Consider the following 18,322-nt stretch of genomic DNA (forward strand, 5'->3'; position numbering starts at 1 on the left):
CATGGCAACCCTGCTGGTGCTGTGCCGCTTCCTGCACTTCATCGTCGTGCTGCTGATGTTCGGGGCCTGCGTGTTCAGGCCCTGGCTGCTCGGCAATCAAGTGCAACCGGCACTCGACCGGCAATTGCTGCGCATCACCCGTGGCCTGGCCTGGTTGGGGCTCGGTTCCGGCGTGATGTGGTTGCTGTTGATCACCGCCAGCATGGCCGGCAGTTGGGACGCCGCGCTGCAACCGGCCACCGTGCAATTGGTGCTGGGCAAGACCTTCTTTGGCCAGGTATGGACCTGGCATCTGCTGCTGAACCTGCTGCTGGTGATCGCGCTGATCAAGCCCTGGCCGGCCTTGCGCTTGCCGTTGATCGCGCTGTTGCTGGCGACCCTGGCACCCGTGGGCCATGGCGCCATGCTCAATGGGCTGAGCGGGCAGTTGCTGATCCTTAACCAGGTGGTGCATCTGCTGTGCGTGGGGGCCTGGCTCGGCGGGTTGCTGATGCTGGTGTTGATCCTCGGGCACGCGCAAGACCACCGGCTGGAGCCGATTCTGCGGCGTTTCAGCGGCGTGGGTTACGGCCTGGTCGGCGGCTTGCTGGTGACCGGCTTGATCAATGTGCGTGTGCTCACCGGGCAACTGTGGCCCACCCCGCTGTTCAATGGGTTTGCCTTGATTCTGTTGATCAAGGTGCTGTTGGTGTTGGGTATGTTGGGGTTGGCGCTGCTCAACCGGTTACGTATCGAACGCTGCGAACAACGCGTGGGCAGTTTGAAAGCCAGTGTGATGGTGGAGTGGCTGCTGGGGGTTTGTGCGGTGGCCGCGGTTTCCCTGCTGGGTACCCTGCCACCGATGGTCATGGCTGGCTGAAACCGCTGCGTTTTCAGGTCGTACACCCATCCAATGCAAGAACATTGACAACCTGGGGAATCCCTAACACTATTTCCACATAGTCGTACGACAACCTACAACAATAATTGGAATGCCCATGACCACCTTAACGCCCGTTCCCTTCAACCGCCTGCTGCTCACCGGTGCCGCCGGCGGCCTCGGCAAAGTCTTGCGCGAACGCATGCGCCCTTACGCCAAGGTCCTGCGCCTGTCGGATATTGCCGAAATGGCCCCCGCCACCGATGCCCGCGAAGAAGTGCAAACCTGTGATCTTGCCGATAAGCACGCCGTGCACCACCTGGTGGAAGGCGTCGACGCGATCCTGCATTTTGGCGGTGTGTCGGTGGAGCGCTCGTTCGAAGAAGTGCTTGGCGCGAATATCAGTGGCATTTTCCATATCTATGAGGCTGCGCGCCGTCACGGGGTCAAGCGCGTTATCTTCGCCAGTTCCAACCATGTGATTGGCTTCCACAAGCAGGGCCAGCAACTCGACGCTCACTCCCCGCGTCGCCCCGACAGCTACTACGGCCTGTCCAAGTCCTACGGCGAAGACATGGCAAGTTTCTACTTCGACCGCTATGGCATCCAGACCGTGAGCATCCGTATCGGCTCCTCGTTCCCGCAACCGCAGAACCGCCGGATGATGCACACCTGGCTGAGTTTCGATGACCTGACCCAACTGCTCGAGCGCGCGCTGTACACGCCCGATGTCGGCCATACCGTGGTCTACGGCATGTCGGCCAACCTCGAGACCTGGTGGGATAACCGCTACGCCGCACATTTGGGCTTTATTCCAAAGGACAGCTCGGAAGTGTTCCGCGCCGAGGTTGAAACCCAGCCGCCAGTGGCTGCCGATGACCCGGCTGCGGTCTACCAGGGCGGTGCCTTTTGCGCAGCAGGGCCGTTCGGTGACTGAGTGCACAGCAACCCCAAGGGAATGAGTAGCCATGAGTGCAGAACTGATTGTCGCCGCCCGCAATGCCGTGGGCGAATGCCCGGTGTGGGTCCCTGAGGAAAACGCCCTGTACTGGGTGGATATCCCCAACGGCAGCCTGCAACGCTGGAACGCCGCTACCGGCCATATGGCCGTGTGGAAAGCCCCGCAGGCGCTCGCCTGTATCGCACGCACCCAGGCGGGCAACTGGGTGGCCGGCATGCAGACCGGCTTCTTCCAATTGACGCCTCACAATGACGGCAGCCTCGACACTATGCCCCTGGCCAGCGTCGAGCACCCGCGCCCGGACATGCGCCTGAACGATGGCCGCTGTGATCGCCAGGGCCGTTTCTGGGCGGGGAGCATGGTGCTGGACATGGGCCTGAACGCGGCCGAGGGCACCCTCTATCGCTACACCTCAGGGGTTGCGCCCTACGCGCAGTTGGGTGGCTTCATCACGCTCAATGGCCTGGCCTTCAGCCCCGATGGCCGCACGATGTACGCCTCGGATTCGCACCCGCGGGTGCAGCAGGTCTGGGCCTTCGACTACGACATCGAGACCGGCACGCCGTCCAATCGCCGCGTATTCATTGATATGAATCAGTTCCCCGGCCGCCCCGACGGCGCCGCCGTGGATGCCGAGGGCGGCTACTGGATCTGTGCCAACGACGCCGGTCTGATCCACCGCTTCACCCCCGACGGACGCCTGGACCGCTCCCTGAGCGTGCCGGTGAAAAAACCCACCATGTGTGCATTTGGCGGCAGTCGCCTGGACACGCTGTACGTCACGTCGATACGTGACGATGTGAGTGAACAGTCGCTGTCCGGCGGCGTATTCGCCCTTAACCCCAGCGTCCAGGGGCTGCCCGAACCGCGCTTCATCCTCTAGCTGCATCGCTGTGCCTTGAATACAGTAATGACACAATTGGCGAGCAAGCCCGCTCTCACATGTTGCTCTCCCCTGTCTGGGTGTCAGGGTGGTGAATTCTTGAGGCGCCCTGCGGTATCAATACTCACCACCACCGACAACCCCGGTCGCAGCCGCTCACTCTCGGCCTGATCCGGGTCCACCGTAATCCTCACCGGCACCCGCTGGGCGATCTTCACGAAGTTGCCGGTGGCATTGTCCGCCTGCAACAGGCTGAACTCGGACCCGGTCGCCGGGGAGATGTGCTGCACCGTGCCATGGAATTTGCGGTGGTTCAGCGCATCCACGGTGAAGGTCACTGGCTGGCCCACCTGCACATTGTCCATCTGGGTTTCTTTCATGTTGGCAATCACCCACAGCTGCTTGGGCACCAAGGCCATCAACTGCGCGCCAGAGTTGACGTAGGCGCCCAGGCGCACGCCGATCTGCCCCAGTTGGCCATCCCGGGGCGCGGTGATGCGGGTGTTGGACAAATCGATGCGCGCCAGTTCCACCGCCGCCTCGGCACTCGCCACTGCCGCTTCCAGGGAGCCGCGGTTGACGATCACCGTCTGCAGGTCCTGGCGGGCAATTTCCAGGCTGGCATGGGCCTGGGCCACGGCGGCGATGGTCTGGGCATTGGCGGCACGGGTCACGTCCAGTTCGCGCCTGGACACCGAACCATCGCTGATCAGCTCTTCATTGCGGCGTAGATCCGCCGTGCTCTTGCGCGCCTGGGCCTGGCTGTCCACCAACGCGGCCTGGCGCAACTTGATGGTCGCTTCGGCGCTGTTGCGTTGCTGTACTACATTGGCCAACGACGCTTTCTGCACCGCCAGTTGCGCCAGGGCCTGGTCCATGCGCTGCTTGTAGATGCGGTCATCCAGGCGTACCAGCAGGTCGCCGGCCTTGACGTACTGGAAGTCCTGCACCGGCACTTCGAACACATAGCCGCTGAGCTGCGGGCCGATAATCGTCACCTGCCCCCGCACCAAGGCGTTTTCGGTGGTCTCCACCGCGCTGCTGAACGGTGGCAGCTGCCAGGCGTACAGCACGATCAGCACACCGATGATGGCAATCGCGGCAAAGCCCAGGGACGAGAGGATGCGCACCCGCAGTGGCCGCAACTCGGTAGGTACGGCGCCCGGCGGCGTGCTGCCTTCCGGTGTGGCGGCGATGGCAGTCGTGGTGGTGGTTGAAGGTTCAGTCATGAAGTCGCGCCGCTGGGTTGAACAGGAGGGGTTGCCTTGGTGGTGCTCATCAGCCACAGGCTGCGGGTAAAGATCCAGAGCATGGTCAGGATCGCGATAATCGCGATCAGCATGAAGACATCGTTGTACGCCATTACGTTCGCCTCACGGGTGGCCGCCGTGGCCAGGCTGCGGATGCCCATCAGGTTGCGCAACTCCGGGTCGGCGACGATCCCGCCATAGGCCGAACCACCGCTCTGCACCCGCGCCGCCACACGCGGGTCGATCAGGGTCAGGTGCTCGACGATCATGCTCGAGTGGTACTTCTCGCGCACGATCTGGAAGGTGCCGAGCAACGCCGCGCCGATCAGGCCGCCGAGGTTCTGGCAAATCCCGAACATCACCGAAAAGCTCACCAGGTTGCGCGGGTTGGTCAGCACGTTTTTCGTGCCCAGCACCATGGTCGGCCCGAGGAAGAACGTGCCGCCAAAGCCTAGCAGGAACTGGCTGATGTACAGGTTTTGCGGGCGAGTGAGATTGCTGGAAAAACTGTCCATCACCGAGCCTGTCGCCATCAACGCCAGGGAAATGATCAAGGGCATCAGCAGGTGCGCCGGGTTGATCGTCAAGGCGCTGACCACCAGCCCGGCAATCGCCCCGGCCAGCATCACCACGTACAGGGTGTGCATCTGCTGGTAGCTCATGTTCAGCATCTGCATGAACCCCACCGCACCGGTGGACTGCTCGGACAACACCATGCGGATCAGCACCACCGCCAGGGCCAGGCGAATCATCACGCCGCTGCCAAGCCAACGCGTCATCAGCATCGGGTTGCTGCGGTTATGCTCGATGGCCAGCCCCGCCATGATCAACACCAGGGAGCAGGCCGAGGCCACGCCGATCCACGGCGCCTCCAGCCACCAGTCGATGCGCCCCAGGGACAACACCGCGCAGAGCAAGGCCACGCCACTGGCGAGGATGGCGAAGGTGAGGAAGTCGAGTTTTTCAAAGGTCTTGAAGCGGTCACCGGGCGGCAGTTTGAGCAGAAACACACAACCCAGGCAGATCAGCGCCAGGCCCAGTTCAAACAGATACAACCCGCGCCATTCGGCGATTTGCAGCAAGTCCTCGGAGAACAATCGCGCCAGGGGCAGGGCCAACTGCGCGGTGCCCAACCCCAGCACCAGGGCTTTCAAGCGCCATTTGGCCGGGAAGGCCTGGATCATGTAGTACAAGCCCAACGAACTCAGCGCCGCACCCACCATGCCGTGGGCGGCCCTGACCGCGATGGCCGAACTGAGGTCGTTGACGAACAAGTGGCCGAACGTCACCAGCGCATACAGCACCAGGAACACCTCGGTGAACGCCCGCAGGCCGAACTGCTGGCGAAACTTGACCAACAGCAGGTTCATGCACACGTTGGTCATGACATAGGCGGCGGGCAGCCAGGCCATTTCGGCGGTGGTCGCGCCGAGGGCGCCTTGCAGGTATTGCAGGTTGGCGATAACCAGGGCATTGCCCAGGCCACCGGTGATTGCCACCAGCACGCCCACCAGCGCAAACAGCCAGCGCTTGTGGGTGGGGTGCAACGGCGTCGACGGCGAGCCGGGCAGGCTCGGTCGCTCATGGGGCTGCCAGGTGTGGGGGGTGTATTTATCCATTCGGTGACCTTGGTGATCCGACGTGCAAGGCCGGTGAATCCGCTGCTCAGGGCGTAGTAAACCTGAGCAGCGTTTATCTTGCCATGCCAAGGGCGCAATTGCTCCTCAGACGGGCACCGAGCGCTTGAACTCAGCTATCGGGATCCGGCTTGATCGCGATATCAGGCACCGGCTCATAGAACGGCCCATAGTCCAGCAGCAATTCATCACCTTTCTTGATGTCCTTCAGCGCCACATAGAACGTCAGGTTTTTTCCGACCGCGACGGAAACGACATTGTTCGACTGCCACGCCGGCCCATTACGCAGTTGCGAGGTATTGATCAGGCTCAGGGTGTTGCCCGTGTGCAGTCCACTGACCGTCCGCGTGCCCGAACGTGTACCGAACAGGTAAGTCAGCACAGCCCGTGAGCCTTGCTTGCGTTGCTCCTGGAACAGCGACGCCTCGTCTGCATGGTATTTGCCTGCATACGGGCCAAGCACCTCGAACTGGGGAATATCGCGCCGCGCCCACACCGATGCGCCGCGAGCCGGCCCACCGTCGTCCAGCGCCGTGACCACTTCCATAGCCTCATCAAACCGAGACGGGTGTTGGCCTTCGGTGCGCAGCCAGTCTTTGATCGACGCCTTGATCTGGGCTGAAACGCGCGCCTTCGTTGGGCTATCCAGCCCGTCAAGCACGCCATTCCAGTGGGCGATACGAATGTCATCGATAGAGCCCTCAAGTGCTTGGGTCAAGCTGAGCCTGGGGTTCACCGGGTCCTGCAGAATCGGCAGTGTGTTATCGATCTGATGGCGAGGCAGTGACGGAGAAACGTTGGGTTCAACCTTGACAACGACGACGTCCGAAGATGGACCAGGGACCTGTTCGCTCTGTGATGTGTCAGTGGGTTTGTTCAGACCCGTAGATTTCGGCGGCGGCGGATCCGAAGGGGCTGGCGCAGGTCGTTTTCGTGCCGTACCCGCAGCAGGTGGCCCGGACGCAGGGGGGTGCGCGGGATTTTGCCCTGCCCGATTGAGGCGCTGCACGGTCGCCTCCTTTAAAGAACCATCGGCGTTAACGTGCTGACGCCAAGTGTTTGGGTTGAGCCCATGTTGGCTCAAGAACTGCGACGGCGTGACTGAATTGTTCGGTTGAACGAAGAGCGCGCTCCACTGGCGTAAATAGTCATCGGTAAGCACGGTGTAGGTGTGACCGGCCGCCCTGTTCAACAACGCTTCACCGGACGGCCCCAGGCCACCATCTCGCCGCACACAGTTTGTGAACGTACTCGGATTAAGGTGATGTTGACCGGCAAATCCATGCATGGTCATGGCGTCACGCGCCTGCTGTGTCTTGCTTTGCCAATCACGGATATGCGTTTCAGTCACCGTATTGAAGGGTATGTTGACGGCGCGGTCGCGCACAATCTTGCCGGTATCGCTCAACTGGCCGTCAGGCTGCACGTAGTAGGTAAAGGTTTTCGGGGAGAGGTTGCGCTGTTGAGCAAAGCCCTCACGGGTCATGCTTTGCTGTTGCGCGGGCGACAACGCCTCCCACTCGCGTAGATGTTCGGCAGTGATTAGCTGTTTGCGTGCCGAAGCCTGGAACGTGGGGGCAAGCGCGGTGTTTTGCTCTGCCTGATTGAGACGTTGCACGGCCGCCTCTTTCAAGGAGCCGTCCTTTTTCACGAAGCGACTCCAACTGCCTGGGCTGAGCCTGTGCTGGCTTAAGAACTGCGCTTGTGTCACTGAGTTGTTCGGTTGCGCCAAGAGCGTGCGCCACTGGTGTAAATGCTCATCGGTAATCACCTCATAGGCAGCACCGGCAGCCCTGCCCAGCAGCTCTTCACCCTCTGGGCCCAGGCTACCATCTACCCGTACATGATTTCTGAGCGTATGCATATTAACGTGATGATGGCAGGCAAACCCGTCTATGGTCATCGCGCCACGTTCCTGCTGAGTCATGCCTTGCCAAATACGGATATGCGCTTCGGACACCTTATTGAAGGGCGTGTTGGCGGGGCGGCTACGCACGATCAAGCCGGTTTCGCTCAGCCCACCGTCAGCTTTCACACAGTACTCAAACGCTTTCCAAGGCAGTTGATGCTGCCGGGCAAAGCCCTTAGGGCTAAGCCTGACTTGCTCCAGGCGCGGCAACGCTTCCCAAGCCCGCAAATGTTCAGCCGTGATCTGCTTTGGCGCCCCGCCACCGGCTGCCCCCACGCGTTGCCATTGGTCACCCTGTATGTGCATGACCAGCAATTCGGTTTTCTTGCCGTTGTGATAAATATGCGCCTGCACGCCGCCATCCTGCGTGCGAGAGACCTGTCGGACCTCGTACACCGCCGTCTTACCGCTGCTTTCGGTATGGCGTATATGCGACAGGTGCCCATCGGCTGCCACATACACGCCCTGACTGTTGCGTGAGAGCCCGGCGATGCGCGACTCGGGCACTTTGAAGTGCCCGTACAGCTCTTGGCTCAATGCGTACAGTGCATCGGTATGGCCGGTGCTGACGCTACCTGCGACAGCCTGGGTCGCGACTGCAAATTCGTCGAGCGGGCTTGCGTAAGGTCGCATCGTGTCGGCATCAAAAGCATACCAATGGCCGCTCTTGAGCACTGCGGCGCCTTCGATGGTCTCGCCAGCCACCTTTATGGTGCCGATTGCAGCAGCGTCATACTGTTTGCTGAGCGCTTTTAATTGATCGTAACTACCGGTGGCGCCCCTGAGGCGGTTGATGGCTTTGCCGCCAAGATAAAGGACGCCGTTGCCCATCAGCCTGGCCAAATCGCGCAAACCACTCACAGGGTTGAGCAGGTCTATACTCGCCACGCCGATGACTTTCACCGTCCGCAACGCCTTGGCTGCGCTGGAGAGCGCAGTACTGCCAATCTTGAGCAGTTTTCCCGCGGTTGCGGCGCCGGCGGTAAGAAACCCGAATACATCCAGTAAGAGATCGAATGCGCCCGCGCCATACTGGCCGCTCTGAAAATTGACAATGGCGGATCTGAACGGGATCAGGTTTAACAAAAACTCGCTCAACGGCTTGAAACTGGCCTTTGCTTTGTCAAAGGCGGTTTGCCCACGGGCTTGTTCTTTGATAGCAGGATCGTCAAGCCCCAAGTGCTCGACGAACGCCGTGGCAATCGCATGGGATCGAGAGCTGGTAAAGCTATCCAAGAGTGGGTTATTCAACGGGCGCTCACGACCGAGATCATCTGCCTGATGACTGGGCGTGAACGCTTTGGTGGTAAACACCTTGTTGGCGTCCCTTAACTCCCTGTTTTTCGCCTTGTACAGGTCCGTCCGTTCAATCGTGCCGTCATTGAAGTTGATGACATAGGCCTGGGACTGGCTGCCCAGATCCGTCTTGACGAGCAGATCCGGTTCATTCTGAGCATAGGTATTGTTAAAAAAACCATCTGACACGTATGAGCCTTTTTGAAAAAAACTGATTTTTCCACACTCAAAATTTTTCCGATCTTGCAAAGGCAGTTGCGAGATCATGTGCCTGACGGTGGTATTGACGGCGGCCTTTTTTTCCTCGATGGCGCGGTTGAACTGCCTCTCGAATTCAGCCGGTACGCCAAACTGCGGGTTAACGTTTAACGTCGTTAACACCCTGCGCAGGTCATTGGGCTTAAGTGAACTGCTGGGTTCATGCGCCTTGAAGGGTCTGGGTTCCAGCCAGTCGATCATGGCGATATCCAATAGCGAATGCCTGCCTCCTTCACCTTCCACGTAATGCTGATCAACACTGAATATTTTCTCTTCGAAAAACGCGCCCAGGTCTCCAAACCGCTCCTTCAGCGTGGCCAGTGCGATCTCTTTTCGCGTCGGTAGTGCTTTGTCCAGAGCCCTGGAAGCAATGAGTCGAGCGTCAAGCTGTGCGTTGAATGCGGTTCTTGCCGATTCGAGGTGTGCGGGGAGGTAGTTGTCGTTGCTTCTTTTTGTGAGCACTCCATTGGCGATTGCCCAATCCAGCAAAGCAGCCGTTTGTGCTGTCTGGGTGACCGCAGGGTCAAGCCGCCGCGCCTCTTCGGCCTCGCTCATGACCTGGGCAAACGTCATACCGAGGACTTTGCCCGGTGCCTGCGCTTCGATCGTCATGGCCGCAATCGTCAGGTTGGCCCATGCCTGGCTGCCAACTTTCACAGACTTGGGAATGTCTTTAATCAGAAACTGCGGGGCCGACCTGGCCAGCAACAGGTGGGCACCGACCTTTGCCAGCCCAGCGCTGGTTCTACCTGTGCCACTCAAGTACTCGGCCAGGCCATCCACCACTGCGGATGCGGTTTGCCCCCAATATTTGTCACTGGCCAGATCGAAGCCGGCTATTTTGTTGCGTGCGGGGGCAGTGATCGACTCAGGGTCCATCTGCAGCGCAATCCCCGCCAACAGGTAATCCGTCACGCTGCTATCGCTGTCAATGCCTTGCATTTTCTGTTGCAGCGCCTTGCCCATCCGTTGCCCCTGGGGGGAACTGACCAGCGCCTCGAGCATCTTGGCCGGGTCGTTCTGCGCGGCCGCTGGCAAGGGTTGGCGGTAGCGCAAGAACTCCAGCACACCGCCTTTGGTTTGTATCACCAGCGGCTCGTCGCCCAAATGGTGTGCGTGATTCATCGTGATAAGACGCAAGCGACGTTGTTCGTCGGCGCTCAACGGTATCGGCCACGACAGCGCCCCTCCCAGATTGCCCAGCGGGGAGCCGGACCTGACGGCTGACGCTGAACCTGGGCTAGAGCGCTCAGGCGTAACCGACGTGTCGACTTCTTCGGTAACAGGAGGTGATTGATGGTCAAGCGTCAACAGTGGCGATGAGGAGTAGGTCTGTGCAGGGGGAATAGCTGTCATGAGCGATGCCTGTCCATAGTCAAAAAATCATCCTGGCGTTTGCAGTGCTCACTGGGTGTTAAAGCCCAATCAGGAGGTTGCTGCCCAACTACTAGATTTTGTGACTATCGCAATGGACGGCGACCTTACGGGTCGCCGGCACAGAGTCAGACCAACGCGTTAAACAACATTCCAATCGCCACTACCACGCACAGGCTGGCAAACCCCACCTGCAAGGTGCGGGCGCGAATCACCGAACACAGGCGCCGTCCCGCTAACATCCCGACGATACTCGCGCCAATAAACACCCAGCCCACCGGCTCGATGCTCACCCCCGCATGAAACGCCCCCACCACGCCGATCAGCGAAAGCAGGCTGACCACCATCAAGGAAGTCGCGACGACCCCGCGCATCTGCACATCGGTCAGTTGCTTGAACGCCGGCACGATCAGGAAGCCACCGCCGACGCCAAGCAGCCCCGACACCGCGCCGGTCACCGCGCCCAATGCAGCCAGGGTGGCAGTGCATTTGGCGGTCCAGGCCAGGCGCCCGGTCTGCTGGTTAAGCATGCAGTTTTTCTGCGCCCAAGACGCAGAACCATGGTCGCTTGGCCCGGCCTCGACCTTTTCGCGCTGCAACATGCGCCAGGCCACCAGCACCATCAAGGCACTGAACAGGCCCATCAACAGCTTCTCCGACAATTGATGGGCAACGAACACCCCCAAGGGCGAAAACAGCCCGCCGAGCACGGCGATCAACAACGCGGCGCGATAACGCACCAGGCCATGGCGCAGGCCATCAATCGCGCCGACTGCCGCCGCCGCGCCCACCGCAAGCAGCGACACCGGGGCGGCCTGGGTCATGCTCAAGCCCAGCCCCAGCACCAACGCCGGCACCCCGAGGATGCCGCCGCCGGCGCCGGTCAGGCCCATGACCAGGCCCATCAATACTCCCAACACACTGGCCAGCAGCATTCAGTCCACCTTGGCCAGGCGAGTCAGCCACTCGCGGCCCTTGAGCATGCCGTTCCAGTAGAACCACGGCAGCAACGTGGCCTTGAGGAACCACATCGAGCGGCGCGCGCGGGTAGGGTCGAGGGGAAAGGTCGGCAGCAGCTTGCCGCCGTAACCGAACTCGGCCAGCACTACCTTGCCCTTCTCTACCGTCAGCGGGCAGGAGCCATAGCCGTCGTACTTGAGTGGCAGCGGCGCCTGTTTGCGCAGGGCCAACAGGTTCTCGGCCACCACCACGATTTGCTTGCGCACCGCCGCCGCGGTCTTGGCGTTGGTGGTACCGCACACATCGCCCAGGCCGAAGATATGCGGGTAGCGCAGGTGTTGCAGGCTGTGGGGGTTCACTTCGCACCAGCCGGCGGCGTCGGCCAGCGGGCTCTGGCGGATAAAGTCCGGGGCCAGTTGCGGCGGTACAACGTGCAACATATCGAAGGTTTTCTCTTCGACGCTCACGTTGCCTTCGGTGTCTTTCACTTCGAACCAGGCTTTGCGCGCCGGGCCGTCGACTTTGACCAGGTTGGAATTGAACGCCAGGCGCGCATTGTATTTCTCGACGTACTTCATCAACGGCGGCACAAAAGTCGCCACGCCGAACAATGCGGCACCGGCCAGGTTGAACTCGACGTCGATATTTTTGAGAGTGCCCTGCTTGAGCCAGTGATCGCAGGACAGGTACATGGCTTTCTGCGGCGCGCCAGCACACTTGATCGGCATGGCCGGCTGGGTGAACAACGCCTTGCCGCCTTTGAGTTGCTGCACCAACTGCCAGGTGTACGCGGCGTGCTCGTAGCTGTAGTTGGAGGTCACACCGTGCTGACCGAGGGTATCTTGCAGGCCCTCGATTTTCTCCCACGCCAGGCGCAGGCCCGGGCAGACGATGAGGTTGTCCCACGTGACGCGCTGGCCATTGTCGAGCACCAGGGTCTGCTCGTCCGGCAGCACTTCGCTGACGGCGGCCTGCACCCAGCTGACACCATTGGGCAGCACATTAGCCAGGGGCCGGCGGGTCTTTTGCAGGTCGTAGGCGCCGCCGCCCACCAGGGTCCAGGCCGGCTGGTAGCAGTGGTAGTCGTTGGGTTCGATCAGGATGATGTTCAGGTGCGGGTCACGCTTGAGCAGGCTGGCCAGCAGGCCGATGCCTGCCGAGCCGCCGCCGATGACTACGATATCGCCACTGATGGTTGGGCCCCAGTGTTGTTCGGTCATGGTCTACTGCCTTTTATAGTCAATGCACACAAGGGTCGTTGCCAGTTGGCATCACGCCCAGCTTTTTATGACCGCGCCGCAGTACAGGCCGGACAGGGTCTTCATCACTTGAATCACTTCGTGGCTGGCCAACCCGTAGAAAATGTATTTGCCTTCCCGGCGAGTAGCGACCAGCCCTTCATCGCGCAAGATACCCAGCTGTTGTGACAGGGTGGGCTGGCGGACGCCGGTCAGGGCTTCCAGCTCGCCGACGTTGCGCTCGCCCTGGGTCAACTGGCACAGGATCAACAGGCGGTCCTCATTGGCCAGGGCCTTGAGCAAGGAACACGCCTTGGACGCCGACGCACGCAACTGGGCGACTTCGCCCTCACTCAAAGTAGATTCCATTTGCCTCGGGTCCTTTATGTCACTTAAGCTCAAAACATTATGTGTAAACGTAAACTGATTGTAACCACTTTTTTCTTCATCGGGGACAGCCGCCATGCCAGCGTTGATTCAAGCCTTTCTGGACGAGGCATCGTCGACCTACACCTACATCGTCTATGAAACCGACGGTGGCCCCTGCGCAATCGTCGACTCGGTGCTCAACTACGACCCGGCCTCCGGGCGCACCGACACCGCCCAGGCCGACAAGGTCATCGCTTTTGTGCGCGAGCATGGCTTGCAGGTGCAGTGGTTGCTCGAAACCCACGCCCATGCCGACCACCTGTCCGCCGCGCCCTACCTGCGTCGCACCCTGGGCGGCAAGATCGCGATAGGCGAGTCGATCAGCAAGGTGCAGGGCGTGTTCAAGCACCTGTTCAACCTGGAGCCGGAATTTCGCGTCGACGGTTCGCAGTTCGATCACCTGTTTGCGCCGGATGAAATCTTCCATATCGGCGGTTTGAAGGCCCAGGCCCTGCATGTGCCGGGTCACACCCCTGCCGACATGGCCTATTTGATCGACGGCCGCTTGATCCTGGTGGGCGACACCCTGTTCATGCCGGATGTGGGCACCGCCCGCTGCGATTTCCCCGGCGGTGATGCGCGGCAGTTGTATGCGTCGATGCGCAAGCTGTTGGCGTTCCCCTCTGACACCAGGCTGTATGTGTGCCATGACTACCCACCTGAAGGGCGTGAGGCCAAGTGCCTGACCACGGTGGCAGAACAACGGGCGGGGAATATCCATGTACATGATGGAGTGGATGAAGCGGCATTTGTAGAGATGCGCACCACCCGTGATGCCGGGTTGGGCATGCCGACGCTGTTGTTGCCGGCGATCCAGGTGAATGTGCGGGCGGGGAACATGCCACCTGCGGAAGAAAACGGCGTGACCTACCTGAAGATCCCACTCAACCAACTTTGAAATGCGGAAAAAAATGTGAGAGGGGGCTTGCTCCCGATGGCGGTGTACCAATAACAAATGAGTGGTCTGACACACTGCAATCGGGAGCAAGCCCCCTCCCACATTTCGCCCTGTGTTGAATCAGGAACCGAGGCTGATGCCGTTGGCCGGCAATGGCAACGCCGTCTTGTAGCGCACCTGCTTGAGCGCAAAGCTTGAGCGGATATTCGCCACCCCCGGCACCTTGGTCAGAAAGTCCATCATGAAACGCTCCAGCGACTGGATCGTCGGCACCAGCACGCGGATCAGATAGTCCGGATCGCCGGCCATCAGGTAGCACTCCATCACCTCGGGCCGGTCGGAAATGGCCCCCTCGAACTGCTGCAACGCCAGTTCATTCTGCTTTTCCAGGCTCACATGGATGAACACATTGACGTGCAGCCCCAGCAGGTCGGCATCCAGCAGCGTGACCTGGTCGCGAATCAGGCCCAGTTCTTCCATCGCCTTGACCCGGTTGAAACACGGCGTGGGCGACAGGTTGACCGAGCGGGCCAGGTCGGCGTTGGTAATCCGCGCATTCTCCTGCAGGGCGTTGAGAATGCCGATATCGGTACGGTCCAGTTTGCGCATGAGACAAAATCACCTGTTTATTATGTTTATGCAGGTTTTTTATCCGCAAATGATCATGGGCGCAACGAAACAGAGATAAATATTCTCCGACGCCACGCCTATGATTGTTGTAGGACAAGATTTCTTCTACCCGAAGACTGACTGTCAGCTAGCGCGCCCACTACAAGAAATTCACAAGATAGAGCGTAGAAAGCCATGACCCAGCCGTATGCACCGCTGCGCCTGCACGTTCCCGAACCCTCGGGCCGCCCAGGCTGCAAGACCGACTTCACCTACCTGCGCCTGACCGACGCCGGCCTGGTACGCAAACCCGCCATTGACGTAGAACCCGCCGATACCGCTGACCTGGCCAAGGGCCTGATCCGCGTGCTCGACGACCAGGGCCAGGCCCTTGGGCCGTGGGCCGAAGGCGTTTCCATCGAGATCATGCGCCGCGGCATGCGCGCCATGCTCAAGACGCGCATCTTCGACAACCGCATGGTGGTTGCCCAGCGTCAGAAAAAAATGTCGTTCTACATGCAAAGCCTTGGCGAAGAAGCCATCGGCAGCGCCCAGGCCCTGGCCTTGAACATCGACGACATGTGCTTCCCCACCTATCGCCAGCAAAGCATCCTGATGGCCCGCGACGTGCCGCTGGTGGACCTGATCTGCCAATTGCTGTCCAACGAGCGCGACCCGCTCAAAGGCCGCCAGTTGCCGATCATGTATTCGGTCAAGGACGCGGGTTTCTTCACCATTTCCGGCAACCTCGCGACTCAATTCGTACAAGGCGTGGGCTGGGGCATGGCCTCGGCGATCAAGGGCGATACCAAGATCGCCTCGGCCTGGATCGGCGACGGCGCCACCGCTGAATCGGACTTCCACACCGCCCTCACCTTCGCCCACGTCTACCGCGCGCCGGTGATTCTCAACGTGGTCAACAACCAGTGGGCCATCTCCACCTTCCAGGCCATCGCCGGCGGCGAAGCCACCACCTTCGCCGGACGCGGCGTCGGTTGCGGCATCGCATCCCTGCGCGTAGACGGCAATGACTTTATCGCGGTCTACGCCGCTTCGGCCTGGGCTGCCGAGCGTGCGCGACGCAACCTTGGGCCAACGCTGATCGAATGGGTCACCTACCGCGCCGGTCCGCACTCCACCTCCGATGATCCTTCGAAGTACCGCCCAGCCGACGACTGGAGCCACTTCCCCCTGGGCGACCCGATTGCCCGTCTCAAGCAGCACCTGATCAAGATTGGCCAGTGGTCCGAAGAGGAACACGCGGCGGTCAGTGCCGAACTTGAAGACGAAGTGGTCAAGGCGCAGAAGGAAGCCGAGCAGTACGGCACCCTTGCCGGCGGCCAGATTCCTAGCGCCGCGACCATGTTCGAGGACGTCTATAAAGAGATGCCGGAGCACTTGAAGCGCCAGCGTCAAGAGTTGGGGGTGTGACATGAACGACCACAACAACAGCATCGAACTGGAAACCGCCATGACCACCACCACCATGACCATGATCCAGGCCCTGCGCTCGGCCATGGATGTGATGCTTGAACGTGACGACAACGTGGTGGTGTTCGGCCAGGACGTCGGTTACTTCGGCGGCGTGTTCCGTTGCACCGAAGGTTTGCAGACCAAGTACGGCAGCTCGCGGGTGTTCGACGCCCCGATCTCGGAAAGCGGCATCGTCGGCGTGGCCGTGGGCATGGGCGCTTATGGCCTGCGCCCAGTGGCTGAAATCCAGTTCGCCGACTACGTCTACCCCGCCACCGACCAGATCATCTCGGAAGCTGCGCGCCTGCGTTATCGCTCGGCCGGTCAGTTCACCGCGCCGCTGACCATGCGCATGCCGTGCGGCGGCGGCATCTACGGTGGCCAGACCCACAGCCAGAGTATCGAAGCGGTGTTCACCCAGGTCTGCGGCCTGCGCACGGTGATGCCGTCCAACCCCTATGACGCCAAGGGCCTGCTGATCGCCTCCATCGAGAACGATGACCCGGTGATCTTCCTCGAGCCTAAGCGCCTGTACAACGGCCCGTTCGACGGCCACCACGACCGCCCGGTGACGCCGTGGTCGAAACACCCGCAAGCCCAGGTGCCGGACGGTTACTACACCGTGCCGCTGGACGTGGCCGCCATTGTGCGCCCCGGCTCAGCCGTCACGGTGCTGACCTACGGCACTACTGTGTATGTGTCGCAAGTCGCCGCCGAAGAAACCGGCATCGACGCCGAAGTCATCGACCTGCGCAGCCTGTGGCCGCTGGACCTGGAGACCATCGTCAAGTCGGTGAAAAAGACCGGCCGTTGCGTGGTGGTGCATGAAGCCACCCGCACCTGCGGCTTTGGTGCCGAGTTGGTGTCGCTGGTGCAAGAGCATTGCTTCCACCACCTGGAAGCGCCGATCGAACGCGTCACCGGTTGGGACACGCCCTATCCGCACGCGCAGGAGTGGGCGTATTTCCCAGGGCCGTCCCGAGTGGGCGCGGCGTTGAAACGGGTCATGGAGGTCTGAATGGGCACGCACGTTATCAAGATGCCGGACATTGGCGAAGGCATCGCGGAAGTTGAATTATCGGTGTGGCATGTGAAGGTCGGTGACCTGGTGGTTGAAGACCAGGTGCTGGCGGATGTGATGACCGACAAGGCGATGGTGGATATTCCCTCGCCGGTCCACGGCAAGGTGATTTCCCTCGGCGGCGAGCCGGGTGAAGTCATGGCGGTGGGCAGTATTTTGATCAGCATTGAAGTCGAAGGCGCGGGCAATACCAAGGATGTGCCGGTAGCTGCCGAACCGGTGAAGGCTGCGCCTGTGGCCGAAGCCAAACCGGTACAGGCACCGGCACCGGTCGAAAACAAACCCGCGGCTGCCGTGAAGGCGCCACAAGCGCCCGTGGCCCGTGAAGCCAGCGAGCGCCCCTTGGCCTCCCCTGCGGTGCGCAAGCACGCGCTGGACGCCGGGATTCAGTTGCGCCTGGTCCAGGGCTCAGGCCCGGCGGGCCGGATCCTGCACGAAGACCTGGAGGCGTACTTGCACCAAGGGCCGGCCACCAGCACCAGCGCCGCCAACCCTTATGCCGAGCGCAATGACGAACACCAGATCCCGGTGATCGGCATGCGCCGCAAGATCGCCCAGCGTATGCAGGACGCCACCCGGCGCGCCGCGCATTTCAGCTACGTGGAAGAAATCGACGTTACCGCCCTGGACGAGTTGCGCGTGCACCTCAACGAGAAGCACGGCGCGACACGCGGCAAGCTGACCCTGCTGCCGTTTATCGTGCGCGCCATGGTTGTTGCGCTACGCGAGTTCCCGCAGATCAACGCACGGTATGACGACGAAGCCCAGGTCATCACCCGCCTCGGCGCAGTGCATGTGGGCGTCGCCACCCAGAGCGACGTGGGCCTGATGGTGCCAGTGGTGCGCCACGCCGAAGCCCGTAGTTTGTGGGGCAATGCCGAAGAAATCGCGCGCCTGGCCAACGCCGCGCGCACTGGCAAGGCCAGCCGTGATGAGCTGTCCGGTTCGACCATCACCCTGACCAGCCTTGGCGCCTTGGGCGGCATTGTCAGCACGCCGGTGCTGAACCTGCCGGAAGTGGCCATCGTCGGCGTCAACCGTATCGTCGAACGGCCCATGGTGATCAAGGGCCAGATCGTGGTGCGCAAGATGATGAACCTCTCCAGCTCGTTCGATCACCGGGTGGTCGATGGCATGGACGCGGCGCAATTCATCCAGGCTATTCGCGGCCTGCTCGAACAACCCGCCAGCCTGTTCCTGGAGTAAG

At 61.1% G+C, this 18,322-nt stretch carries 14 protein-coding genes; 7 read left to right on the forward strand and 7 right to left on the reverse strand.

Translation table 11 applies throughout. From position 1 onward, the window contains the following. Position 1: 1 nt before the first annotated feature. From copD to FRT59_RS07515, 3 genes are all read left to right on the forward strand, one after another. Complete coding sequence (gene copD, locus FRT59_RS07505; RefSeq protein ID WP_034120399.1) at positions 2-859, forward strand: copper homeostasis membrane protein CopD; 858 nt, start codon at positions 2-4, stop codon at positions 857-859. 118 nt (positions 860-977) lie between these two features. After that, positions 978-1,796: an NAD-dependent epimerase/dehydratase family protein gene (locus FRT59_RS07510; protein ID WP_153870824.1), complete on the forward strand. Its 819-nt coding sequence runs from the start codon at positions 978-980 to the stop codon at positions 1,794-1,796. A gap of 31 nt (positions 1,797-1,827) precedes the next feature. Beyond that, entirely contained in the window at positions 1,828-2,703 is an 876-nt protein-coding gene (locus FRT59_RS07515) for an SMP-30/gluconolactonase/LRE family protein (protein WP_153870825.1), read from the forward strand. Positions 2,704-2,786: 83 nt separating this feature from the next. Here FRT59_RS07515 and FRT59_RS07520 read toward each other — a convergent pair whose 3' ends face one another. From FRT59_RS07520 to FRT59_RS07545, 6 genes are all read right to left on the reverse strand, one after another. Then, entirely contained in the window at positions 2,787-3,932 is a 1,146-nt protein-coding gene (locus FRT59_RS07520; RefSeq protein ID WP_153839234.1) for an HlyD family secretion protein, read from the reverse strand. Further along, on the reverse strand, positions 3,929-5,572 hold the full coding sequence (locus tag FRT59_RS07525) for an MFS transporter (protein ID WP_153870826.1): 1,644 nt from the start codon (positions 5,570-5,572) through the stop codon (positions 3,929-3,931). The genes FRT59_RS07520 and FRT59_RS07525 overlap by 4 nt, the downstream gene beginning before the upstream one ends. A 130-nt stretch (positions 5,573-5,702) precedes the next feature. Next, positions 5,703-10,217, reverse strand: a complete 4,515-nt coding sequence (locus tag FRT59_RS07530; RefSeq protein WP_233094166.1) for an SET domain-containing protein-lysine N-methyltransferase — start codon at positions 10,215-10,217, stop codon at positions 5,703-5,705. Positions 10,218-10,555: 338 nt separating this feature from the next. Then, complete coding sequence (locus FRT59_RS07535; RefSeq protein ID WP_153870828.1) at positions 10,556-11,362, reverse strand: sulfite exporter TauE/SafE family protein; 807 nt, start codon at positions 11,360-11,362, stop codon at positions 10,556-10,558. Further along, positions 11,363-12,607 (reverse strand): NAD(P)/FAD-dependent oxidoreductase, encoded by a 1,245-nt coding sequence (locus tag FRT59_RS07540; protein ID WP_153839231.1) that lies wholly within the window; start codon positions 12,605-12,607, stop codon positions 11,363-11,365. It abuts the gene before it with no gap. 51 nt (positions 12,608-12,658) lie between these two features. Continuing rightward, positions 12,659-12,994, reverse strand: a complete 336-nt coding sequence (locus FRT59_RS07545; RefSeq protein ID WP_005789341.1) for an ArsR/SmtB family transcription factor — start codon at positions 12,992-12,994, stop codon at positions 12,659-12,661. Positions 12,995-13,088: 94 nt separating this feature from the next. On the opposite strand from FRT59_RS07545, the gene FRT59_RS07550 reads away from it, so the two are divergent. Beyond that, on the forward strand, positions 13,089-13,952 hold the full coding sequence (locus FRT59_RS07550) for an MBL fold metallo-hydrolase (RefSeq protein WP_153870829.1): 864 nt from the start codon (positions 13,089-13,091) through the stop codon (positions 13,950-13,952). Positions 13,953-14,072: 120 nt separating this feature from the next. Here the strand turns inward: FRT59_RS07550 and bkdR are convergent, their stop codons facing one another. Further along, positions 14,073-14,561, reverse strand: coding sequence for a Bkd operon transcriptional regulator BkdR (bkdR, locus tag FRT59_RS07555; RefSeq protein WP_017136255.1), 489 nt, complete (start codon positions 14,559-14,561; stop codon positions 14,073-14,075). A 195-nt stretch (positions 14,562-14,756) separates the two neighbouring features. On the opposite strand from bkdR, the gene FRT59_RS07560 reads away from it, so the two are divergent. From FRT59_RS07560 to FRT59_RS07570, 3 genes are read left to right on the forward strand one after another with little or no spacing between them, the layout of a single operon-like run. Continuing rightward, entirely contained in the window at positions 14,757-15,992 is a 1,236-nt protein-coding gene (locus FRT59_RS07560; RefSeq protein ID WP_153870830.1) for a 3-methyl-2-oxobutanoate dehydrogenase (2-methylpropanoyl-transferring) subunit alpha, read from the forward strand. A gap of 1 nt (position 15,993) precedes the next feature. Next, a complete protein-coding gene (locus FRT59_RS07565; protein WP_005789444.1) occupies positions 15,994-17,052 on the forward strand; it encodes an alpha-ketoacid dehydrogenase subunit beta in 1,059 nt (352 codons plus the stop codon). Next, positions 17,053-18,321: a dihydrolipoamide acetyltransferase family protein gene (locus FRT59_RS07570; protein ID WP_153839229.1), complete on the forward strand. Its 1,269-nt coding sequence runs from the start codon at positions 17,053-17,055 to the stop codon at positions 18,319-18,321. Position 18,322: the final 1 nt, after the last annotated feature.

The organism is Pseudomonas haemolytica (assembly GCF_009659625.1).
GTDB lineage: Bacteria > Pseudomonadota > Gammaproteobacteria > Pseudomonadales > Pseudomonadaceae > Aquipseudomonas > Aquipseudomonas haemolytica.

Bases quoted from the DNA above. Each gene is read 5' to 3' on its own strand.
- FRT59_RS07545 (WP_005789341.1), bottom strand. From the start codon at position 12,994: ATGGAATCTACTTTGAGTGAGGGCGAAGTCGCCCAGTTGCGTGCGTCG.
- copD (WP_034120399.1), top strand. From the start codon at position 2: ATGGCAACCCTGCTGGTGCTGTGCCGCTTCCTGCACTTCATCGTCGTG.
- bkdR (WP_017136255.1), bottom strand. From the start codon at position 14,561: ATGCGCAAACTGGACCGTACCGATATCGGCATTCTCAACGCCCTGCAG.
- FRT59_RS07560 (WP_153870830.1), top strand. From the start codon at position 14,757: ATGACCCAGCCGTATGCACCGCTGCGCCTGCACGTTCCCGAACCCTCG.
- FRT59_RS07520 (WP_153839234.1), bottom strand. From the start codon at position 3,932: ATGACTGAACCTTCAACCACCACCACGACTGCCATCGCCGCCACACCG.
- FRT59_RS07570 (WP_153839229.1), top strand. From the start codon at position 17,053: ATGGGCACGCACGTTATCAAGATGCCGGACATTGGCGAAGGCATCGCG.
- FRT59_RS07540 (WP_153839231.1), bottom strand. From the start codon at position 12,607: ATGACCGAACAACACTGGGGCCCAACCATCAGTGGCGATATCGTAGTC.
- FRT59_RS07550 (WP_153870829.1), top strand. From the start codon at position 13,089: ATGCCAGCGTTGATTCAAGCCTTTCTGGACGAGGCATCGTCGACCTAC.
- FRT59_RS07525 (WP_153870826.1), bottom strand. From the start codon at position 5,572: ATGGATAAATACACCCCCCACACCTGGCAGCCCCATGAGCGACCGAGC.
- FRT59_RS07510 (WP_153870824.1), top strand. From the start codon at position 978: ATGACCACCTTAACGCCCGTTCCCTTCAACCGCCTGCTGCTCACCGGT.
- FRT59_RS07515 (WP_153870825.1), top strand. From the start codon at position 1,828: ATGAGTGCAGAACTGATTGTCGCCGCCCGCAATGCCGTGGGCGAATGC.
- FRT59_RS07535 (WP_153870828.1), bottom strand. From the start codon at position 11,362: ATGCTGCTGGCCAGTGTGTTGGGAGTATTGATGGGCCTGGTCATGGGC.
- FRT59_RS07565 (WP_005789444.1), top strand. From the start codon at position 15,994: ATGAACGACCACAACAACAGCATCGAACTGGAAACCGCCATGACCACC.